This is a genomic window from Hahella sp. NS-SX17 (assembly GCF_057367735.1).
Genome location: NZ_CM170632.1, coordinates 4135649 through 4154136, shown reverse-complemented (window position 1 = coordinate 4154136; position 18488 = coordinate 4135649). Strand labels below are relative to the sequence as shown.

The 18488-nt window shown below is 51.0% G+C and carries 18 protein-coding genes; 11 read left to right on the top strand and 7 right to left on the bottom strand.

All coding sequences use genetic code 11. The annotated features are described in order from the left end of the window. Positions 1-166: 166 nt before the first annotated feature. Genes AC2IBB_RS18415 through AC2IBB_RS18405 form a run of 3 tightly spaced genes read left to right on the top strand, consistent with a single transcriptional unit; the run spans position 167 to position 1684 of the window. Entirely contained in the window at positions 167-688 is a 522-nt protein-coding gene (locus AC2IBB_RS18415) for an NUDIX hydrolase (RefSeq protein ID WP_486333978.1), read from the top strand. Continuing rightward, positions 672-1379, top strand: coding sequence for a lysozyme inhibitor LprI family protein (locus tag AC2IBB_RS18410; protein ID WP_486328220.1), 708 nt, complete (start codon positions 672-674; stop codon positions 1377-1379). The genes AC2IBB_RS18415 and AC2IBB_RS18410 overlap by 17 nt, the downstream gene beginning before the upstream one ends. Continuing rightward, positions 1376-1684 carry a hypothetical protein gene (locus tag AC2IBB_RS18405; protein WP_486328219.1) on the top strand — a complete coding sequence of 103 codons (309 nt, stop codon included), beginning with the start codon at positions 1376-1378 and terminating at the stop codon, positions 1682-1684. The genes AC2IBB_RS18410 and AC2IBB_RS18405 overlap by 4 nt, the downstream gene beginning before the upstream one ends. 12 nt (positions 1685-1696) lie before the next feature. On the opposite strand, the gene AC2IBB_RS18400 is transcribed toward AC2IBB_RS18405, so the two are convergent. Beyond that, on the bottom strand, positions 1697-1939 hold the full coding sequence (locus AC2IBB_RS18400) for a hypothetical protein (RefSeq protein ID WP_486328218.1): 243 nt from the start codon (positions 1937-1939) through the stop codon (positions 1697-1699). Between the two features lie 108 nt (positions 1940-2047). On the opposite strand from AC2IBB_RS18400, the gene AC2IBB_RS18395 reads away from it, so the two are divergent. The 3 genes from AC2IBB_RS18395 to AC2IBB_RS18385 all read left to right on the top strand — a co-directional run bounded on the left by AC2IBB_RS18395 (position 2048) and on the right by AC2IBB_RS18385 (position 3848). Then, positions 2048-2533: a hypothetical protein gene (locus tag AC2IBB_RS18395; RefSeq protein WP_486328217.1), complete on the top strand. Its 486-nt coding sequence runs from the start codon at positions 2048-2050 to the stop codon at positions 2531-2533. Positions 2534-2545: 12 nt separating this feature from the next. Continuing rightward, positions 2546-3157 (top strand): protein phosphatase 2C domain-containing protein, encoded by a 612-nt coding sequence (locus AC2IBB_RS18390; RefSeq protein WP_486328216.1) that lies wholly within the window; start codon positions 2546-2548, stop codon positions 3155-3157. A gap of 271 nt (positions 3158-3428) precedes the next feature. After that, a complete protein-coding gene (locus AC2IBB_RS18385; RefSeq protein WP_431685697.1) occupies positions 3429-3848 on the top strand; it encodes a hypothetical protein in 420 nt (139 codons plus the stop codon). A gap of 47 nt (positions 3849-3895) precedes the next feature. Here AC2IBB_RS18385 and AC2IBB_RS18380 read toward each other — a convergent pair whose 3' ends face one another. Further along, entirely contained in the window at positions 3896-4522 is a 627-nt protein-coding gene (locus AC2IBB_RS18380; RefSeq protein ID WP_486328215.1) for a response regulator, read from the bottom strand. Between the two features lie 600 nt (positions 4523-5122). On the opposite strand from AC2IBB_RS18380, the gene AC2IBB_RS18375 reads away from it, so the two are divergent. The 3 genes from AC2IBB_RS18375 (at position 5123) to AC2IBB_RS18365 (ending at position 9981) form a co-directional block, all read left to right on the top strand. Further along, entirely contained in the window at positions 5123-6403 is a 1281-nt protein-coding gene (locus tag AC2IBB_RS18375) for a YncE family protein (protein WP_486328214.1), read from the top strand. A 480-nt stretch (positions 6404-6883) separates the two neighbouring features. After that, the gene (locus AC2IBB_RS18370; RefSeq protein WP_486328213.1) at positions 6884-9031 is read left to right on the top strand and encodes a trypsin-like serine protease; all 2148 of its coding nucleotides are present in this window, start codon (positions 6884-6886) and stop codon (positions 9029-9031) included. A 242-nt stretch (positions 9032-9273) separates the two neighbouring features. Next, on the top strand, positions 9274-9981 hold the full coding sequence (locus tag AC2IBB_RS18365) for a Crp/Fnr family transcriptional regulator (RefSeq protein WP_486328212.1): 708 nt from the start codon (positions 9274-9276) through the stop codon (positions 9979-9981). A gap of 12 nt (positions 9982-9993) precedes the next feature. Here the strand turns inward: AC2IBB_RS18365 and AC2IBB_RS18360 are convergent, their stop codons facing one another. Then, positions 9994-10524 (bottom strand): DUF7482 domain-containing protein, encoded by a 531-nt coding sequence (locus AC2IBB_RS18360; protein ID WP_486328211.1) that lies wholly within the window; start codon positions 10522-10524, stop codon positions 9994-9996. An 87-nt stretch (positions 10525-10611) separates the two neighbouring features. Then, complete coding sequence (locus AC2IBB_RS18355) at positions 10612-11073, bottom strand: copper chaperone PCu(A)C (RefSeq protein WP_486328210.1); 462 nt, start codon at positions 11071-11073, stop codon at positions 10612-10614. A 207-nt stretch (positions 11074-11280) separates the two neighbouring features. On the opposite strand from AC2IBB_RS18355, the gene AC2IBB_RS18350 reads away from it, so the two are divergent. Then, the gene (locus AC2IBB_RS18350) at positions 11281-11778 is read left to right on the top strand and encodes a hypothetical protein (RefSeq protein ID WP_486328209.1); all 498 of its coding nucleotides are present in this window, start codon (positions 11281-11283) and stop codon (positions 11776-11778) included. A gap of 129 nt (positions 11779-11907) precedes the next feature. Here AC2IBB_RS18350 and AC2IBB_RS18345 read toward each other — a convergent pair whose 3' ends face one another. The 3 genes from AC2IBB_RS18345 to AC2IBB_RS18335 all read right to left on the bottom strand — a co-directional run bounded on the left by AC2IBB_RS18345 (position 11908) and on the right by AC2IBB_RS18335 (position 17381). Beyond that, positions 11908-12642 (bottom strand): PEP-CTERM sorting domain-containing protein, encoded by a 735-nt coding sequence (locus AC2IBB_RS18345; protein WP_486328208.1) that lies wholly within the window; start codon positions 12640-12642, stop codon positions 11908-11910. Positions 12643-13082: 440 nt separating this feature from the next. Continuing rightward, positions 13083-16418: an ImpA family metalloprotease gene (locus AC2IBB_RS18340; RefSeq protein ID WP_486328207.1), complete on the bottom strand. Its 3336-nt coding sequence runs from the start codon at positions 16416-16418 to the stop codon at positions 13083-13085. A 408-nt stretch (positions 16419-16826) separates the two neighbouring features. Then, the gene (locus tag AC2IBB_RS18335) at positions 16827-17381 is read right to left on the bottom strand and encodes a CAP domain-containing protein (protein ID WP_486328206.1); all 555 of its coding nucleotides are present in this window, start codon (positions 17379-17381) and stop codon (positions 16827-16829) included. Between the two features lie 259 nt (positions 17382-17640). On the opposite strand from AC2IBB_RS18335, the gene AC2IBB_RS18330 reads away from it, so the two are divergent. After that, positions 17641-18486, top strand: a complete 846-nt coding sequence (locus AC2IBB_RS18330) for a MerR family transcriptional regulator (protein WP_486328205.1) — start codon at positions 17641-17643, stop codon at positions 18484-18486. The last annotated feature ends 2 nt before the right edge of the window (positions 18487-18488 follow it).

Genomic DNA, 18488 nt, shown 5'->3' with positions numbered 1-18488 from the left:
ATCACTGGAATTCATATATTTAAACTAAGGGCATACAGCGTTGCGACCCGTTACAATGCCGCCCGCAGGAGTTGAAGGCATATAATTTTGGAGATTGATTTTTGGTCGAATTCCAGTCAGTCTCAAGCGACTTAATACTCATTACGAGAGGTGTAGTTCAGTGGATATTAAGTACTGCAGTCAATGTGGAGGTTCGGTGAGTCTGGCCACACCCGCCGGAGATAGTCATTCCCGTCATATCTGCGATCAGTGCGGATATGTTCATTATCAAAATCCCAAAGTCGTAACGGGTTGTCTGGTGTATCAGGGCGACAAAGTGCTGTTATGCAAGCGGGCCATTGAGCCACGGCTGGGGATGTGGACCGTGCCGGCGGGATTTATGGAGAATGGGGAAAGCACTCGGGACGCCGCAAAGCGGGAGACCATGGAGGAATCCGGCGCTATCGTGGCGATGCAGGATCTGTTTCTGGTGGCGAATCTGCCGCACGCCAATCAGGTGTATATGCTGTATCTGGCGGAGTTGAAGGATACCTGCCCTCATGGCCCCGAGACCTCTGAAGCGCAGCTGTTTGGAAAAGATGACCTGCCGTGGGAAGAAGTCGGTTTCTATACCGTGAAATATGGATTAATGCGATTTTTTGAAGACTTGGGAAAAGGTAAATTCAGCTTACATGAAATTGATTTCTAAGCTGCGCCGTTATGGGACCGCCCTCGGCGTGGCGATATTGGCGCTTGATGGCTCTGTCAGCGCCGCGGCCAGTTTTGATTGCGCTCAAGCGTCGTCCAGCGTTGAAACGCTGATATGCGAAGACGAAAACCTGTCTAACCTGGATGAAAAGCTGGCCGCTGATTATAAGCAGGCCAGAGAGTCGCAGTTCGGTAAAGAGATAAAATTCAGCCAGACACTGTGGTTGAAAGAGACGCGCAACCTGTGTGTAGACGCAGACTGCTTGCGCAACGCCTATGAGCGACGCATAGAGCTGCTGGGCAAGTTAAGCGGCATGCGGGGCTTGTTCCGCGCCAGATATGAGCGCCAACGGATGGGCGATGTGGATGCGCCGCAGGTTCCTGACTATCTGGAGGTCAACAGCGATAACGGCGGAGTGCTGCAGTTCGCCTACGAGTCCAATCATGCGAATGGTCACAGTTGTAACGTCGAAGGCGAAGCATTGCAGGCGAAAAGCGGCGTCTACGAATATCGTGACCTGGATGTGGGCCAATGTGTCTTCCGCATTTATCTGCAAGATGAGTCCTTGGTGTTCGAGGATGTCGACGGCGCCTGCCGGACTTATTACTGCGGCGCCAGAGGCTTTATTGCGAAAGATCGTTTCGACATTGATTCGCCGAAAGCGTTGCAGGTTTTGAGTGGTGAGAAATGATAGATTTCAGTGGTCGGGATGAACCCGCTCAGGATGTCATGGCGCATTATGCTCTGCGATTTGGCAACCCCTTTATCGTGGACCTTTCACAAAGCGCCGCATCGGTGGTGACGCCGGGGCAGGCAACTGAACTGGCGGAATTCTTCTGGTGGATGCTGGACCAGTCCATTGCTGATGGCGAGAGTGGAAAACTCTACGATGCTAACGTCCCATTTTGGGTGGAAAGGCTGATGACGATCATCAGTGGTTATTTGACCGTCCAGGGCTTTGAAAAGGAGTGGGACTTAGTGTGCGATCGGGCTTGAAACGGCCAAGTCCTAGAACTTAAAGTCCGTCGCCTTAATGTTCACCCAATCGCCTTCGTCACTGGTGAAGGCGAACTCGGGTATTGTAATTTCAAGGCTTTGAGAGTCTACAGCAAATAGCTCTTCCGACATGGGCCTCTTTATGGCGATTACATGCTTGCCATCTTCTGTTCCAGCGTACCACCAGGACTCTGCTGAATTATTGATGCTATCTTCGAGTTTAGCTTCCAGACTTTGCTTATCTATAGGTTTCATTTCAGTGTTACATCCTGTGATCATTGTTAGTACTGACAATATTAACAGGGCTTTTCTTACCATGAGCTTAATCCAGCATTTTTGAGAATCTTGGGCTTGGTTTTACTTGTGGAATCTTTGGCCTCCAAAAGGGTGATGTTTGTTCCCTGCTCGCGCGGCGTTTCAAAGCTGAGGCTCATGGTACAAAAAGCTACAAGCAAATGTGATCTGGCGGATGGGATAGGCGATAGGATCATTATATATCAAGGTCGCAAGTCAACCTGCCTCAACTCTCACGCCATAAGCCTTCATCGCGCTTTCAAACTGCTGTTCAACGTTTACCTCCGGAAAAAGCAGGTAGCTTGGGGCGAGGATGTTGGTGGACTTGGAGATGTTGATTTCAAAGATATTTTTGATGGGAAAGTTCTCTCCCGCCAAGGTTTTATGTTGGTTCAGATAGTCATTTCATTCTGGGGCGGCAGGTTCGATTACCCGTGCATCGCCTTCTATTTTGCAGCCTCTTTGCTCAAAGACATCGATATAGCTGATGCAAACTCTGGGATTAGCGCGGATATTGCGTTTTCAATCATATTTCCATGTATAAGGTCATCATAAAAAATGCTTCGCATGACCATTTCTCATTACCTTGAACCGCAGTCTAACATCGGGCAGGACGCCTTATGGTTTAAAGAAGAGAGCGGTTGCGTTTGGTTTTGTATTGCTGATGGCGCGGGCGGTATAGCGGGCGGCGGCGAGGCTTCTCGATATGTGGCTGAAGGGCTGGATGAGTGGATTACCAAAACGCGCAACCCGTCGCCAGATGAGTTTGAAGATCTGTTAAGGCGGCTAGATCGGGAGTTAGCCCCTGTGCCCCGGTTGGGTGAGACCACTGCTGTAGTATGCCGAGTGGCGGATGGCGAAGTCGTAAGCGCCAGTGTGGGCGACTCGCAATGCTGGCTGTTTAATCCTGAATTTGCATATGAATTGACGCAACTGCAACATCGCAAGCCTTTATTAGGATGTGGTGAAGCGGTTCCTATCGGCTTTGGTCCGATGATTCTCCAGGGAGCATTGGTAGTCGGTAGCGACGGTTTTTTCAATTACGCCTCGCTGGCGCAAATCAAACTGTTGGCGAACTTCGCCAGTAACGCGACAGCATCGCAGTTCGCTGATTTGGCGCGCAATAAAAGTGGAGCATTGGCGGATGATTTATCGATTATTGTGATCCGCCAGTCGTAAATGTCAGCCTTCTATAAACCAGGCTCAATTCGTTATCTCAGCGGCCCGTTAAAGCGCCCAAATAAAGTGATAGTTACTCCGAAGAAGCTACTTATCTGATTAATACTTAGAGCGTTTTCCTTACATTGAATACAGTATTTACTCGAAATACAAGGTCTGACTCACAGGGTAAAGTTCAAGTCGCGCCATTTAATTCAAAAAGCACTTGTAGCTTAAAGGGAGTGAATTAAATGTTAGATCGACACTTTAACTGCTAAAGGAGTAGTTTCTTATGAAAAAATTATTTGCAATGATTGCTATGACTTTTTTGTCTTCATCCGCGATGGCGGACATGTCTGGAAAATGGACCTTGGCTTATGATTACGGGTGCGATGGCACTAATAAGGCGTCAGTTTTAACGTTTACGGAAGAATCCAGCGACGCCTCTGAAAGTAAAGGCGTGTTCGCAACTTCAGGGGGGGGATCAGGCCGGTATTTGGAGAAGAAAGTTAAACTTGATCATGTTCTTATTTTTCAATATAAGAGTAATAACACATACAATACGGTCTATGCAGCTAAAAATACAGGTGTAAATAATTTCACTGGGGTTATGCAAAATACTGGAAACGATGCGGGTAGCAACACTGGTTGTTTTTATATATCTAGGCTTGGAAGTGTAAATGGCATGGAGTTAGAGCCAGAGTCCGAATAGAATCCTTAAAAATAGCAGCCTAAATCAGGCTGCTTCTTTTGGATACTTTATATATCTAATCCTTCTTTAATAGCGTATCGCACTAAATCAGTAGCTCGGTGCAGCCCCAGTTTTCTCATGAGTCGCGTTCTGTGCGTGTCGACTGTTCTTGGTGAAATATGTAACTCTTTGGCAATTTCTTTATTAGAAAGTCCATTGGAAATATAGTGAATTATCTCCGTTTCTCTCGTGGTTAAGCCTTCATGGGACCGGTTTAACCGATAAACGGCCAGTTCGCTATTCTGTTCTATAGAAAGGTATATTTTGCCTTGTGAAACCAGCTCGATAGCGCTCAAAAGATGCTCAAACGCTTCGTCTTTAAGCAAATAGCCTGATGCTCCTTGAGACATCGCGTGGTCGATGGTTTTGATTTCTTTATGCATGGTAAGAAAAATAACTCGGGTGTTGAGCCCTTCCGCCAAAATATTGGACATAACCTCAAGTCCACTCATTCCCGGCATGGAAATATCTAAAATGGCAAGGTCCGGTTGAATAGTCTTAATAAATGCCAATGCTTCAGTTCCATTATTACAGTCCTTTGCTATTTCTATTTTTGGGTTGTCGCCAATAAGTGAAATTAAGCCTTGTCGAAATACCTGGTGATCGTCGGCTATTAGAATTTTTAGGGTTTTCATGGTTTGAATTAAGTCGCTGAATATAGTTAATCAAAGGTTTCGGCGTTATGTCTTTGTCCATTCAGTCCAATCTATGTGCAATGACCTTGATTATCCTCAAGCAATAAACCGTTGATGCTTGAATATTATTGTCGGATTTGGGCTGGGCGGAGATCGGGAGTGACGGATTCACGGGCGAGGATGAATGATGAAATAAGAAATGGCGTGATTGGCCGACATGTTAGCATTGCGTTTCCCTTCGCATAAATGATGACACTGTTGATTGAAATCCCGGAAATAATATGAATTAGCAGGAGTTAATAGTCAAACGTCAGATAAGGCAAATAGTAATCCGCTACTGAGCAGGCGGAGGGCAGTCGCCAATCGGCGCCAATCGCTTCTGAAGCATACCCTTCAACGGAAAAGTCGGAAAGGCGACAGTATCGCTTTGTTGAGTGCAGTTAGTGTTAGTCGGGTTGAGCTTATTTGAACCTTGTTCATATCTCAGGCGGCGCTTGTTTTCGCTGTCTGGGAAAAGCTCTTTTACACCATTCATAGCTGGAGAAGTGAGTCGTACCAGAAAAGACCTAATAAAGCATACAAGATCAAGGAGCTGAAGCGATGCGGAAGAATAAAACGGGTCTGATCAGGGCGCGCGGCGCCAACGGAAAAATTCAAGGATTTGGCTGGGCGAGGCGGCTCAAGAAACTGGCGCAAGGCGTGACCGCCGTTGTATTAGCGATGGGCGCTTCAGGCATGGCGATTGCTGAAACGCCGACGGCTGCGCTGGAAATGCGGGAAGTGTTGTTGGTGGGTAATGCGCAAAGCGGTACGGTGAGCTTTATCGATCCGCACACCTTTCTCAACCTGGGCTCAGTGAACGTAACTGAGGATAAAGAAGACCGCATCAGCGAGATGGGTATTCTGAAGCTGCTGTACGATGCGTTTATCAACGAAAATGGCGGCGAGCGTAATGTGGACGATGTCTTCTTGTCACCTGACGGAACGGTGTTGTATGTATCGAGGGGGTACTTGGGAGATGTGGCGGCCTTTGACTTGACCGCACCCGGGCATCGCATGCTTTGGCGGCATCCGGTGCCTGGCTTTCATGCGGATCATGCAGCGTTGTCGCCGGACGGTGGAACCTTGGTCGTATCAGACTCCACGTCAAAGAAAGCTTTCCTTATTGATGCCGTCACTGGCCGCCGCACTGGTGAATTCGCCACCGGCGACTTCCCGCATCAAAATGACTTTTCTCCGGATGGCAAGCGCATCTATAACACCAGTATTGGCAATGTCTTGCTGCCCCATGCGCTGAATTTCATGAAAGGGGAGCGCTCATTGCGCATAGTGGATGCGGAGTCGCTGCAACTGCTGCGCACGATCAAGTTCCCGCAAGGGGTGCGTCCTAATGTGTTTACGCCGGACGAAAAGACGTTATACGCACAACTATCCTACATGCGCGGCTTCGTTAAAGTGGATCTGGAGCAGGGCGCGATTACCCATTCCGTGGAGTTGCCGGCCAGCGCGTTCGGAAAAGCCAACTACCCGAATTACGATGACTTTCCGAAAAATTCCGCGCACCACGGGCTGGCGCTGTCTGGCGATGGCAAGAAGCTTTGTCTGGCGGGAACCATTGATAACTATGTGGCTATCGTCTCGACAGAAACGCTTGCCACTGATCGTATCATGGATGGGTATGATCTCCCGTACTGGGCCACTACCAGCTCTGATGGTTCATACTGCTTCGTTTCCAACAGCGTGGAGGGCACGGTTGGCGTGTTTGACTACGCTACTACGCAAGAAGCCGCCCGCATTCCCGTCGGTGAGTTTCCGCAACGCTCCCGCATGGGGAAAACCCCGCAGTCTGTGTTGAACAGCTTGGACCCAGTTCAAGGGTAGTCCGGCTTCCATATCAAAAGACGCCGCGACCAATGCGGCGTCTCTACAAACATTGTCCTGACAATTGTTCGCAACGAGCAAATTTTGCTTTGCCGTCAATTACATATCGCGTCAAACCCGATACACAATCACATAGTTGCATATCCCTTTTTCTTGTCGGATTTCGCCGCTTATTCGTTGCATTAGAGTCTAGTCTCATTTGTATCGACCCTGGCTGAAACCCTTGTCGTTTCTAGACTTGGCGAAAGTCTCTCAGGCATGCCGGGTAGGCCCTGGTTCCTAGCATATCTGACCGAATTGTAGGCCACTTTGTGAGCGTGTTAGCTTGGTCAGGCTGGGCGCCGATTTGGCTTGCTGTTGCGGGAGTGTCTTTGTGTCCCGAAATTGGCGTTCAGAATCAAGCAGGTAGCCGTTGTCAGAATAATCTAGAAGAGGCCGCCTGATGTTATTAACTATAATCGCCAATGAACTGAAAGAACTATGAAACCGTTTCAAAAGAACCTGCTGGCAGGGATGATTGCCGGCCTCACCTTTAGCGGCGCGAGCTACGCAAACCCAGGCGCGCCGCAAGATCTTAGCGAATATCGCAATTTGACGCCCAAGATCGTTGGTGGCGAAGACGCCGCCGAGGGCGAATTTCCCTTTATGGTGTATCTGCAATATAACGGAGGCCAATGGTGCGGCGCGTCAGTGATAGACGATTACTACGTGCTCACCGCAGCGCACTGTACCGCTGGCATTTCCGCAGAAAGCTTCAAAGCCGTTATCGGCCTGCACGACCAGAACGATATGCGTGATGCGCAGAAAATTCAGGTCGTGGAGGTGATCAACCATCCTGAGTTCAATGAACAGACTCTGGAAAACGACATCGCTCTGCTGAAGCTGTCGGAGAAAGTGGATGAGAAATATACCCGCATTACTCTGGGTGACTCCACAGACATAATGCCCGGCAGCGATGTGACCGTGATCGGCTGGGGTGCGCTGCGCGAAGGCGGCGGCTCGCCTGATATTCTGCAAAAAGTGGACGTGCCAGTGGTCTCGCTTGAAGAATGTCGTATGGCTTACGGTGACGGCGCCATTTATGACTATAGCCTGTGCGCGGGCTTGGAGCAGGGCGGAAAAGACTCTTGTCAGGGCGATTCCGGCGGGCCTTTGTTTGTCAATCAGGCAGGCGAATTCCGCCAGCTGGGTGTCGTAAGCTGGGGCGATGGCTGTGCCAGGCCCGGGAAATACGGCGTTTACACATCCGTACCAAGTTTTAAGGAGTGGGTAGCTTCTTATGTGGGCGGCGATACGCCTGATCCCGGCGACCCGGATGATCCAGACGGCCCTGATGACGGCGATGATGGCGACGACGATAACGTGTTGGGGAACGGCAAGCCGATTGACGGCTTATACGGCGTTTCCGACAGCAAGGTTTATTACACCATCGAAGTCCCCGAAGGGGCTCAGAACCTTAGCATCAAGATTGAAGGCGGACGCGGCGATGTCGACCTCTATGTCCGCGCGGAAGAAGAACCGACTCTGACTGAGTATGACTGTCGTCCCTATAAAAACGGCAATGATGAGGTTTGTGACGATCTGGTGGTAAGACCGGGTGTTTATCACGTTATGTTGCATGGTTACCTGCGTTATACCGGGGTCACACTGACAGCGACTTATGATGGTGATTCCACCGATCCAACCGATCCAACCGATCCAACCGATCCAACCGATCCAACCGATCCAACTGATCCAACTGATCCAACTGATCCAACCGATCCAACCGATCCAACTGATCCAACTGATCCAACTGATCCAACTGATCCAACTGATCCAACTGATCCAACTGATCCAACTGATCCAACTGATCCAACTGATCCAACTGATCCAACTGATCCAACTGATCCAACTGATCCAACTGATCCAACTGATCCAACTGATCCAACTGATCCAACTGATCCAACTGATCCAACTGATCCAACTGATCCAACTGATCCAACTGATCCAACCGATCCAACTGATCCAACCGATCCAACCGATCCAACCGATCCAACCGATCCAACCGATCCAACCGATCCAACCGATCCAGACGATCCTGGTTTTCCTACAGATCCAAATGACCCCAATGACCCTAACGAGCCAGGTGAACCCACAGATCCTACAGACCCAACCGACCCGACGGACCCAACTGATCCAACAGATCCTGCTAATCCAGAGGACTGCGAGTTGACCGAGTCGCAAAAAGCGTTGTTGGAAGCGCATAACCAGGCGCGTAGCGAGGGGCGTAACTGTGGTTCAGCCTATTTTCCTGCTGCAGAGCCGCTAGTCTGGAACTGTAAGCTGGGCGCTGCGGCGACCAAGCACACTGAAGATATGGTGAACAACAACTTCTTCAGTCATACCGGTTCAGATGGTTCACAAGTGGGCGACCGCACCCGCGCTGAAGGATATGACTCCTGGCGTGTAGGCGAGAACATCGCCGCGGGCTACGAGTCTACACAGCAGGTAATGACCGGCTGGCTGAAAAGCCCAGGTCATTGCTCCAATATCATGGGAGCGGAGTACACCGAAATGGGCGCGAAGAAAGTAAGCACGTCCTCGGCCAGTTACCCGCATTACTGGACCTCCGTGTTCGGCGGAGAGTAAGTCCAGCCTTCACCCCGCGCCGCCTGGACCCTCCTGCGGCGCGGTCTTTTTCAGCTTGCCCGCGCTTTTTATTTCACACAGCGTTACTCCACTTAATCATCCGCAATACTCCAGACCATCGCCTGCGAACGCACCCATCGCGTAACACAGCGGACGCGCAATTCTTGAAGAAGTTTTGTAAGATCGATGCAGAGGCGCTTCGATATGGTTCGCCATAACTCCATAACAACAAGAAATATTCTATGCCCGCCAAACAGCCCACTCATGACCATTACGACCTTTTAAACCGGGGAGCCTGGTTTCGCGCAATTCCCGAAGATTTAAAATCGCACCTGCTGAATCTGGCGCAGCAAAAAGGATTGCGGGCTGGCGAGTTCCTGTTCAATCGGGGCGATAAGCCGGCTGGTATTTACGCTGTGGTGAAAGGTTCCTTGAGGGTCACTGGCGTCAACGAGAACGGTAAAGAGGCGATCCTGGCGTTTGTTGAGCCCCCCAACTGGTTTGGCGAAATCGCTTTGTTCGACAAGCTGGATCGCACTCATAGCGCTTTGGCGGAAACCCCGGCGACCTTGCTGCATTTGCCGCAGAAGGGACTTGAAACTCTGTTGGCGAATAACCCGCATTATTGGCGCGATTTCGGCGTGTTGCTCTGCTATAAACTGAGGCTGGCGTTTCGAGCGGTGGAAGACGCCACATTGCTGCCCGCGCCACTGCGCCTGACGCGAAGATTGGTGGTAATGGCGGAGGGTTATGGCGATTTCAGCGGGCAGGCGCGGCGTGTGATTCATATTCAGCAGGAACAATTGGGAATGATGCTGGGCGTGTCCAGACAGACCGTGAACCAGATACTCAAGGAGCTTGAGCAGAAAGGGCTTATCGCCACATCCTATGGCGAAATTCAGATTCTAGATATGGGCGCGCTGAAAGCCCAGGCGGGAATAATGGAATAGAGTGTGTGTCATTCACCAGTCGTTGCGGCCAACAGGTTCGCCTTCATAACGCACCACGGGGCAGTTCACGACGATGTCCGTCCGGCGAATCTCCAGATGGCCCTTGCTTTCCGCTACAAATACTTGCTCTTCGGATTTGAGTTCAACAGGCGTTACGCCAGATTTCCAGGTGACCTCATACATCAACCATAAGGGACTGTATTGTGTGTTGACGCTTTTTGACCCCGAAGGCTCCGGCGCTGAGGGAAATATACTGGGCTGTTCAAAATTACTGACACGGTAGACTCTTTCAAGCACTGTACGGACTTGGGGTGGTTTGGGGTAATCCGGAATGGCGTCTTTCAGGCGGGGAGCATAATTGGCCTGCATCATTTTGGCCATCTGCTGGTCGGAGACATCTGTTGTGACGTAGTAAACGCGTTCGCCTTCATACCATGCAGGATGCGCCTGCAGCTCAACAAGAGGCCCATGCGCCTGATAGTAGCCCTGACTCGCGCATCCTGGCAGAACGAAGATGAAAGCCCATATAGCGAGGCGTTGCATGACCAGCTCCCTTGTTCGCATTCCTATCCAGTGTAGACAATGATGCGATCACACGTCGTCTGTTTGACGAGAAGAGCGGGACCGGATTTAAGGTCCTTCGTATGAAATAGGCTTCACTTCAAACTCGACAGAGACAGCTTCGCCATCAGCGAGGTTAAGTGTAACGTTGACATGATCGCCAGGATTCAGCGGGCGTTTACGTTGCATCAGCATGAGATGCATACCGCCAGGGGTAAAGGACAGAGTCCCGCCGGCTTTCAGCTCAAGACCTTCCCCCATGTGCTGCATGCTCATCTGGCCGCTATCATTAATCGTTTGATGCATCATGACCTGACCGAAGTCCGCGCTTTCCGCACTGGCGATGACGACGGACTGGTCCGACAGGTTAGTGAGTGTGACGTAACCCGCCATGGGAATGGTTCCCGGTGTAAAACGAATCCAGGCGTTGTTTGTATCAAGAGTCCTGGGGCTGTCATTCTGCGCGCAAACGAAGGGCGTCAGTAAAATCAGAGAGGTGGCGAGCAGGGCTCGGAACAGGCTTGTTTTCATCTTTATTGGAAACTTTCAGGTGCGATCACGGGAATAGAGGCCAATATATCCAGGACACTCAGATGGAAGCACAGCCTAACATAGCTCGCCTGCAGGGAAAACGTAGCTGCGGCGGAGAGTTATGCGTCAAATTGTCGCTGGACAATTTCTAATCCGAAGGGCACACTGCGCGGCCATGTCCTTCCCATTGTCAACGCGAATGAGGTTTTGAAGTTGCGGTTCCAGCGTTATTGGGTGCGAGGCGTAGCATTGCTCGCCTTGGTTTTGCTTCTGGCGGCCTTAGGTTTACTGCGGCAATGGCTTCCAGGCGTGGCGTCCTTCGATATCGATCAGTTCAAGAATATTCAATATTTGACGGTTCCCAGCTGTTCGCCAGGGCAAGGCGAGTGCTGGCTCCAGGTCAGCGATAACGATGGCGGCGTCCGTTTTTCCTTTGGCGATGAACCGATTCAACCCGCACGGGCATTTCCCATTCATATCCAATTGCAGGGTATGGAAGCGGAACAAATCAGAGTGGACTTTGAAGGCGCTGATATGTACATGGGGCTGAATCAGACGAAACTGGCGCGTATGGCTGATGGAAGCTATCAGGGGGAGGGGTACTTGCCGGTATGCATCACGGGTCGTATGCCATGGCGGGCCACCATTTTTATCGCAAGGGAAAACAATACGCTGGCGTTGATATCAGAGTTCGTAACGGAGTAAGTAAACGTCCCTGTTTGGTTGTAGTCGGGAGTGGTGTAATAAGAGTGTAAAAAATCTCTACACTCTTTCGCTGCGCCTTACACCTGTCACCCTGTTCTTATCGAGTTGTTATATAAATCTAATTTCTAATCAGGCTTTGGTGCGACGGGAGAGGCTCAAGCTGATCAATCCCAGTCCCAGCATCGCCAGTGTGCCCGGTTCAGGAACACTTAAGCCACCTTCTATGACATCGTTCGCGCAGGTTGCGGCCCAACGCAGTCCTAACGAAGTGGACTTGCTAAGATCGGTGATGCCCAGATCCGCCAGAGTCAAAGTGTATGAAATAACGCCTAAAGTACCAACGGTGTTACTTACGCCACTCAGGTCTACGCTTGAGAGTCCGCCAACTAAAGTTGCTTTGGCTGTATTTACAGTAACTTCCTGATTTTTTCTGACGCTGCTGCTTGTGCCTGAACTAACGAGCTGGTCCATGTAATCGACCATGGACAGACTATAAAGATCGCCAGAGGCTGTATTCAGCGCGTATTCCCATTTTTCACCATTAGTGATGTCGTCGTCTTTGTAACGATCTGCTGCGTTACCGAAGGGGCTCCATCCATCTACACTGATAAATAGGTCGCCGTATTTGTGCCCGTATGTATCCGCCCCTTCGAAGAAATTCGTGAACACGGATACATAGAGATTGTCGCTGTCGTAGGACACTTCCATCCGGTCGACTTGATAAACGGCAGGGTCGCCGAAGACATCGGCATTGTATGAAAGACCGGCTCCGTTGTATCCGTCATTGATGGTAACGGCATGTGCGCTGACTGCGGCTACGCTCAATGACAGCGCGGTAAGGGCGTGTTTTATTCTTGAGGTCATAACCAACTCCTTTTCTTTTAATTTGGGGTAAGTAGGTCTGTGTACATCACCGCTTTCTCAGGCATTGGCTGTGCCAAAACCAAATTAACCTTAGTTTTCAATGTGACAGGCATTCAACAAATAGTCCGTATTATCTAATCCGTAAAATTTACTGACAGTGAGGGCGTGGAGTCTGAGAATGCAGACATATGAAAGAACTTAACGAATGTCTTGTATATTGTTGATAATAATTAAGTAAACGGGGTTTTATGAAAGACTTTCGTACTTTTACATGTCAGCGGGGCCGGACAGATAAAACGGATTTCTTAAGGTGAACACTGTAAATTTTCTGACAACTGTGTGTTATTTCGGACACTTATATTGGCTTGTCCTAAAAGAAAAGCGGCGCTTAGCGCCGCTTTTTGATCACCTTACAATTACCACGTTGGTGGGGAAGATTTTTACAGACTGGGCCAGGTTTGCACGCCGTCTACTAAGATGCTCGGCTTATCCAGGCCATAACAGAACTGGTCGCCGCCAGAGACATAGTATTTCCTCGGAGCAACAGGCAGGCTGAAGGACGCGACCTGGGAAGAGGCCTTATCACTGAACGGCAGCGCCCACATCGTCAGGTAATCGCGGAAATCCAGTCCGGTCGCGTAAGAAACCGCGATCGTCATCCAGTCGTTACTGTTGATGTTTTTTGCTTCCGCCAGGCTGTATTGAGAGAAGCCAAGGTTGCTTTTCGCTGCTGACCAAGCCTCTTCGCTAGCTAAAGCTGCGTTGAAGTTACGGTCGAGGATATGCAGTCTGGGTAACAGGTTCCATCCATCATTCAGTTTGCCTTCGCCCTGAGCGGTCATCATCATCTGGATGGTGATGCCGGCGCCGTTGGACCATCCGGTTAAAGTCTGGCTTTGTACATAGGCCTGGGGGTCGGATTTGCTGACAGAGTCGCGCAGCACGTTGAACATGCTTTCAAAAGGCAGGGACTGACAGCTTGGGCTGCCGCCGGTATCCAGGTAATAGTGTGACTTCGAGTAGTAGGAGTAGGGGTTGGTGCTGGCATGTCCATCCCAGCCGCGGAAACGGAAGCGGCCGCGCTCCAGGCCATGTCCCAGCTCGTGAATATCGCCGTGTCCGATAGGGCTGAATTCCCAGTAGGCGTCATAGGGGTTGCCGGAACAGCCATAACCGCAGGTAGCCTGATCCGCGTTCATGTGCTTCACGATATCGATGTGCTCGATATCCAGGTTATGTGAGGAGGCGAAGTCGTGAATTTCCGCCACGACATCAATGCCGGGTCCTTTGAAGCCCGCCAGAACGTGGGGGAAGTTATGAATGTAACGCATCGTCCCCGCCGCCAGAGCTGCACCGGTCTTCCAGTTTTCGTCTTGCATGGACTTGCGCATTTTGTCCAGTTTGGAGTGCACCTCGAAGCCGGGCGTCACCAGTTCAGCCCAGTCATAATCGCCCTGGGCCAGGGCCTGTTCAAAGCTGGCGTTGTCTTCTTCGCCGTTCCAGAAGGGATGCTCGCCAACATTCTCAAAGCGGAAAGAAACGTTTTTGCCGTTGCTCCCAAACTCAATTTGCACCGGGCCGCCGTAGGTGGAGGTGAAGGTAATGCTCTCGCCTGACTTTATACTGAACTTCGGCGTCTGCAGGAATTTCGGACGGGTATAGCCGTTCTTCTCAAACTGATGGGTGGCGCCGGAACGCTGTGTGTTGACAAAGATGGAGGTGGCCACGTCAGCGCTGTCCAGGCGAGTCACCTTGATTGTGTGGCCAGGCAGAGCGTAAACGCCGGCAGCGCGGAAATAACGCTTACTTTCCATGTCTATGGTCTTGGTGACGGGGGAGACATGGTCGAAGTTGCTGCGGCTAAAGTTCCCCATGTCCTTTTGCGCAGGATTCAGTGCGCGGTAGTTGTAGACCGAGTAGTCCGCGTACAGTGATTTCAGGAACGCATTATCTTCCGTCGTAATCTTGTCCATAGGATAGGTGGCGCTGGCGCGGTAGTGGTCGCCCAACAACGCTAGCAACTTCTGGTAGCGTTTACCTTCGTTGGCGAAGATATCCGTTTTGCTCTTGTCCAGGTTGGACATGATGCTGCGCACCTCGTCAGCGCCGTCAAAGAAACCGGCATTCAGGCCGCTGACGGCGGAGCAGTTCTCGCCATCGCAGGCGGACCAGTCGAAAGCGTAGTCTTCGCTTTCAAAGTGGGTCAGCATGGTTTTTACTTGCGCAACGCTCTCTGGGATTTCGCCCATATCGCCGGTGGAGTCATACCCGCTCAGATACAGTCTTTTCCAGTAGTTGTCCTCTTGGTAGGACACGTCAAACAGTGTGAAAAGCTGGCCGCCCAGGCTGGTTAAGTTACCGTCCCAATGTAGATACAGCACCGGCGTTCCCTTGGCCATGGCGGCGGCTACCGTAGCAGTGACGACGTCAACATCCGCCTCTGCGCTTTTTTGGGAAATAATCAGCAGGTCGGGATTGTCATTGAGGCAGTTAGCCAGCTTGGCGCCATCACAATCTCCTTGTGCGTTGTAGCTGACGTTCTCGTCGTAGCGTTGATCCAGCCACTTGCGCACGCCGCTGGCGTCATGAAACCAGTAGCTTTCATCCATCTGCGCCATGACCAGTTTCAGAGGCTGGGCGTCGAAGTTATTTCTACCGGTCAGCCACGCGATGGCGTTCTGCATGAACTGATGCATTTGCTCATTGGCGCTGCCGCGATCGCGCATGGGGTTGCCGCCTAGAACCAGGTAACGGGCGTCGCCTTCGCCGATGACGCCAAAACCGCGGTTATAAACGGCTTTTCCTTCGTTGGCGGCATTGGATATTAAAATCGCTTCGTTCTCGCCGAATGTTGCTGTTAACTGCGCCGCGTCATGAGTGGGGTCCCAATCAATGGCGGTGAGGCTATCGCCTTTGGCGGTTCCATCGGTATTCAGTTGGAATAGATCGACGCGGGCTTGATCGTAGCGGCTGCGGTTGTTCTCTATGGTTTGTAACGCGGCGGACGCCAGATCGCGGCTGTTCTCGACAACCATTGCATTGCCTGTGCGAATAGCCTGCTCTACGGGGTTGAAGGTGACTTCCAGATCAAACTTCAAGTCGGCGCTTTTTTTTCCGTCGGATACGCGAATGACAATGCCTTTCGCCATGCCCAGGGCATCTGCGCTGGGTGAGCCCGTAACTTTGCCGGTGTTAGTGTTGATGCTCATCCAGGATGGGCCGTTCACTAACTGAAATGTAAGGGTATCGCCGTCTATATCGTTAACAGTGGGGGTGAAGCTGAAGGGCTCGCCTTCTTTGGCTAATGGGCTGGGAGTCCCGGAAATAGTGGGGGCCTGGTTGGTGTCGCTGCCTGAGCTATCGTCGTCAGAGTCGTCGCTACCTGTGTCGTCATCACTGCCTGTATCGTCCCCACTGGAACTATCGTCAGAGGCGTCATCTCCGTCGCTGGTATCGTCGCTGTCGCTGCTGGCGTCGTCGTCATCGCCGCCTGCGCCTCCATCAACAGAGTCACCGCCACTGGAGTCGCCGCCCGTTGCGCTGTCTCCATCAGACTCGCCGTCGTTGGCGTCACCGGTACTATTGGAGTCGTCGCTATTAGTGTCGCCGTTTCCGGTATCGCTTCCGCCGGAGGTTGTTCCGCCGTCAACTTCTGATCCGTTGTTGTCGCCGCTGTTATTACCGCCGATCTTGGCGTCGTCGTCAGACCCGCAGCCGGTCAAAGCGATGGCGCTTACCAGGAGTATCGATCCGGCTAAAGGATGAAACCGCAACATCTTATTTCCTCGTTTTCTACATTGGCGTTGATCAAAAAGCCCGCAATATTACGTTGGTGTATAAACGCGAGCTATAAGCGGCGTGACAACAATTATAAAATGTGAAGTCACTCCAGTTTATATGTAATTATTTGTGTACTTATGTGTTATTGAATTACTGTCTTAAATCAAACTTAACAAACTATTCGTAAACGAATGATAATGAAGCGATGCCTGAAATATCGCATTTAAAAACAGATGATTAGAGAGATATAAATAGAGAGATTAAGAGGATAAAACATATCCATTAGTGGTTCATTAAGCCAAAAACATTAAATTAAATTAGTGCTTTTGGCCTAATTATTAATATGCTTCGCCGAAAAACTGTTTCGTTATGAATTTACTGTGACGACGTTGGCGTGATGAATGTTATCTCTGTCCGAAAACCGCCGTCCAATAAGAAGGGTAGTCCGCGCCGGATGCGTCGACTTTGGCGGCCCCCATTTCTGTGTAACCTTTGCTCATGATATTGGCGCAGTGACCTGGACTGTCCAGCCAGCCTTTCATGACCTGCGAGACGGAACCGTATCCGGCGGCGATGTTTTCTCCTACGCGTTGATAGAAGTACCCTTGTGATTTTACGCGCGCGCCTACGCTGAGGCCGTTTGAGCCGGTGTGATTGAAGAAGTTGTTGTCCGCCATATCTTTGCTGTGGGCGCCGGCGGCTGCGGCGAGTTTGCAATTCCAGGTCAGTGGAGGAGCTTTGCCGTAATTTTCATCGCCGCAGGAACGCGCTTGCGCGCGGGCCTCGTTGTGCGCCTTGAGCAATTGCTTGTCCAAGTCCGTCATCTGGCAATCGGAAGGGGTAGTGGTTCCGCCGTCGTCAGCGACGTTATCTCCGCCGCTCCCGCCAGAGCCGCCGCAACCAGCCAGAGATACGGCTCCGGTCAGCAACAGAATGCGAGTGATGTTGTTTAAATGCATTTGGAATTCCTCCAATAAATCATCTTTGCTTTGACGGACGGAGATACGGCGCTTATTGCTCTATAAATCAATAAAATAAAGCATCTACTTAAAGCTATCATTAAGCCAAATAGGGTGTTTTATTAGTGCTTTGGGATGAGGGCGATTTGATATATAAAAGCTAAGGGGGGATTTGTTGTTTGTGGGCCAGGCTTGACCTTCCCCTTGGGGCAAGCTTCACGCTGTATGCGAGCATTCATTGACGGAGTTGAGAAATCACATGCTGACGATAGGGCAGATGGCCCGTTTATTCGATGTCACCACCAAGACGCTGCGTCATTACGAAAGCGCCGGCGTATTTTGTCCTGCGATTTACGGTCGCGAAAATGGCTATCGCTATTACACGCCGTCGCAAATTGACGAGCTGCAGCGCATTTTATGGCTGCGCGACATGGGTGTGCCGCTGGAAAACATTCGCAGCCTAAAGGAGCTGGGCGCTTTAAGCGACGAACATGTTTTGCGTAATAAACTGTGCGGACACGCCACGGCGTTGGAGCAGGAGATTGAAGACAAACGGAAACTTCTCAATGAATTGCTGATTTACCTGAAGCAACCCATCGTGGAGAACATAAATATGAAATCAACGCAAGGCGCGGCGGTGGCGCCGCAAGTCAAAGCGCTTCCTGCATTCACCCTTATTGGTATGGAGTACCGCAGCAGCGACGTCAGAGACTCTATCCCTATGTTGTGGGGGCGTTATTTGCCCAGGGAGGATGAGATTCGCGGCAGAGTTAATCATGAAGTGTCTTACGGGCTGTGCCTGCCGCTGGAGGACGGTGAGTTTCGTTATATTGCGGGCGTAGAAGTCAAGAAGGGAACGCCAGTTCCAGAGGGTATGGTTTCGGTCACGGTAGCGGCGGCTCGCTATGCGGTGCTGACTCACACGGGGCCCGTGGCGGGGCTTAATGCGACATTTCGCAAAGCCTGTTCCCGCGATTTGCCGGACAGCGGACTGGAAAGGGTCGATGGCCCGGACTTTGAGCTGTACGACAGGCGTTTCATGGGCCCCGACAGCCCGGAGTCCCAGGTGGATATTTACCTGTCCATCGCCGAGTCGCGTTTTTAAGC

Coding starts and splice junctions, on each gene's coding strand:
- AC2IBB_RS18330 (WP_486328205.1), top strand. CDS start 17,641: ATGCTGACGATAGGGCAGATGGCCCGTTTATTCGATGTCACCACCAAG.
- AC2IBB_RS18340 (WP_486328207.1), bottom strand. CDS start 16,418: ATGTTGCGGTTTCATCCTTTAGCCGGATCGATACTCCTGGTAAGCGCC.
- AC2IBB_RS18360 (WP_486328211.1), bottom strand. CDS start 10,524: ATGCAACGCCTCGCTATATGGGCTTTCATCTTCGTTCTGCCAGGATGC.
- AC2IBB_RS18355 (WP_486328210.1), bottom strand. CDS start 11,073: ATGAAAACAAGCCTGTTCCGAGCCCTGCTCGCCACCTCTCTGATTTTA.
- AC2IBB_RS18380 (WP_486328215.1), bottom strand. CDS start 4,522: ATGAAAACCCTAAAAATTCTAATAGCCGACGATCACCAGGTATTTCGA.
- AC2IBB_RS18375 (WP_486328214.1), top strand. CDS start 5,123: ATGCGGAAGAATAAAACGGGTCTGATCAGGGCGCGCGGCGCCAACGGA.
- AC2IBB_RS18410 (WP_486328220.1), top strand. CDS start 672: ATGAAATTGATTTCTAAGCTGCGCCGTTATGGGACCGCCCTCGGCGTG.
- AC2IBB_RS18405 (WP_486328219.1), top strand. CDS start 1,376: ATGATAGATTTCAGTGGTCGGGATGAACCCGCTCAGGATGTCATGGCG.
- AC2IBB_RS18390 (WP_486328216.1), top strand. CDS start 2,546: ATGACCATTTCTCATTACCTTGAACCGCAGTCTAACATCGGGCAGGAC.
- AC2IBB_RS18335 (WP_486328206.1), bottom strand. CDS start 17,381: ATGCATTTAAACAACATCACTCGCATTCTGTTGCTGACCGGAGCCGTA.
- AC2IBB_RS18385 (WP_431685697.1), top strand. CDS start 3,429: ATGAAAAAATTATTTGCAATGATTGCTATGACTTTTTTGTCTTCATCC.
- AC2IBB_RS18345 (WP_486328208.1), bottom strand. CDS start 12,642: ATGACCTCAAGAATAAAACACGCCCTTACCGCGCTGTCATTGAGCGTA.
- AC2IBB_RS18370 (WP_486328213.1), top strand. CDS start 6,884: ATGAAACCGTTTCAAAAGAACCTGCTGGCAGGGATGATTGCCGGCCTC.
- AC2IBB_RS18365 (WP_486328212.1), top strand. CDS start 9,274: ATGCCCGCCAAACAGCCCACTCATGACCATTACGACCTTTTAAACCGG.
- AC2IBB_RS18400 (WP_486328218.1), bottom strand. CDS start 1,939: ATGAAACCTATAGATAAGCAAAGTCTGGAAGCTAAACTCGAAGATAGC.